This is a genomic window from Burkholderia sp. LMG 13014, from assembly GCF_905232215.1.
Lineage (GTDB): Bacteria > Pseudomonadota > Gammaproteobacteria > Burkholderiales > Burkholderiaceae > Burkholderia.
This window is the reverse complement of sequence record NZ_CAJNKE010000845.1, coordinates 1-1,966: the sequence shown is the minus strand read 5'-3', so window position 1 is coordinate 1,966 and position 1,966 is coordinate 1. Positions and strand designations below refer to the sequence as shown.

2 protein-coding genes are annotated in these 1,966 nt (G+C 69.9%); one reads left to right on the top strand and one right to left on the bottom strand.

Going from position 1 to position 1,966, the window contains the following annotated elements:
- Positions 1 to 136: 136 nt before the first annotated feature.
- Entirely contained in the window at positions 137 to 1,675 is a 1,539-nt protein-coding gene (locus tag JYJ84_RS35300; RefSeq protein WP_175220045.1) for an MFS transporter, read from the bottom strand.
- 179 nt (positions 1,676 to 1,854) lie between these two features.
- On the opposite strand from JYJ84_RS35300, the gene JYJ84_RS35295 reads away from it, so the two are divergent.
- Positions 1,855 to 1,966 (top strand): LysR family transcriptional regulator (locus tag JYJ84_RS35295; protein ID WP_205190182.1); only part of this gene is annotated, 112 nt, incomplete at its 3' end.

The following is a 1,966-nucleotide window of genomic DNA, read 5'->3' as shown; positions in this document are numbered from 1 at the left end:
GCAAAGCGCCGACGAACAGACGCGGCTGGACCGGCTCAACAACCAGATGACGCTGTACCGCGCGCTCGGCGGCGGGATGTCCTGACTGGCGCGCGTGCAGGGCCGGCCACGCCAGCCGCACCGGCCACGCACGCTGTCATTCGCACACGGGCGCCCTGCGTCGCGCCGGCGCAAACGCCACCACGCTCGCCGTCGCGAGCACGGCCACGCCTGCCGCGCCGTACACCATCACCCAGCCGAACCCGTGCACGAGCGCCGCATGCAGCGCCGCGCCGGTCGGGTCGGCCTGCGCGAGCGCCGGGGCGATCTCGTGCAGCCCGTCGGTCCGCCCGGATGCTATCTCCTGCGCAAGCCGGCGCAGCGCCGCGTCGCCGATCGTGCCCGCGACACCGGCCTTCAGGCTCGCGACGATCCCCGCGACCAGCACGAAGCCCATCGCCGCGATGTTCAGCGCGAGCGAGATCATCCGCGCGCTCATGTCGATGCCCGACGCCATCCCGGCCCGCGAGCTCGGCACCGCGCCCGTCGTCGTGTTGGTCACGGGCGTGTTCGTGAGCCCGAGCCCGATGCCGGCGATCACGCAGCCGGGCAGCATCGTGATCCAGCTCGCATGGTCGGCCGCGCTGCCGATCCGCATCAGCGCGAAACCCGCCGCGATCGTGAACAGGCCGCCCGGAATCACGACGCCCGGCCCGTAGCGCAGCGCGAGCCGTTCGCCGAACGGCGGCGCGACCAGCGTCGGCAACGTGTACGCGAGCAACGCGAGGCCGGCCGTCACGCTGTCGTAGCCAAGCGCGACCTGGAACCAGATCGGCAGATAGATCATGAACGGCCAGAAGCTGAAGTTCATCCCCATCGAGCCGAAGATCGCGCCGGTGAACGCGCGGATCCGGAACACCGAGAAGTCGAACATCGGCCGTGCGCTGGCGCGTTCCGCGACGACGAAGCCGACCAGCGCCAGCACAGTCGCCCCGAGCACGCCGAGGCCAGCGGCGCTGGTCAGCCCGAGTTCCGCGCTTTGCGTGATGTAGAACGCCAGGCCGAGCACCGCCAGCGACAGCGTGACGATGCCCGCCACGTCGAGCTTGCCCGCGTGCGGATCGCGCGACTCCTGCACCGCGCCGCCGATCAGCACGAGCGCGACGGCCGCGAGCGGCGCATGGACGAGGAACACCCACGGCCAGCTTGCCAGCGCGACGATCGCGCCGCCGACGATCGGCCCGAACCCGAGCCCGATGCCGAACACGATCCCCCAGATCCCGAACGCGCGGCCGCGCTCGCGGCCTTCGCGGAACTGGTGCGACAGCACGGCAATCTGGCAGATCAGCATCGCGCCGCCGCTCGCGCCCTGCAGCAGCCGGCCCGCGACGAGCACCGGCACGTTCGGCGCGAGCCCGCACAGCAGCGACGTCGCGCCGAACAGCACGGTGCCGATCACATACACGCGCTTGCGACCGAACCGGTCGGCGAGCGTGCCGGCCGCCATCAGCACGGTCGTGCACGCGATCGTGTACGCGTTCATGATCCACTGCATGCCGTTGAAATCGCCATGCAGCACGTGTTCGAGCGTCGGCAGGATCACCGGCACGCTCGAGATTTCGAGGCCGAACATCAGCGACGTGAGACAGACGGCCGCGAGCGCGACCGCATTCCTGCGGGAGTCGGATAGCGTCATGCGTATTGCGCCGCGGCCCGGCAACGGGCCGTGCGCCTCCAGATGAGAAGGATTCGCCGCGTGCGGCCGGCGACGCACGCTGGACGGGAATCGGTACTATAGTGAGAATTCCCATCCCCATTGACGCACGCATTTCTCCAGACTGGGGAACTACAGGATTCAATCACCCCCACCCTCCCATGACCGACAGACTCGACGGCGTGACGACCTTCGTCCAGGTAGTGGAATCGGGCAGCTTCGCGCTCGCCGCGGAGCGGCTCGACATGACGCGTTCGGCCGTCGGCAAGGCGG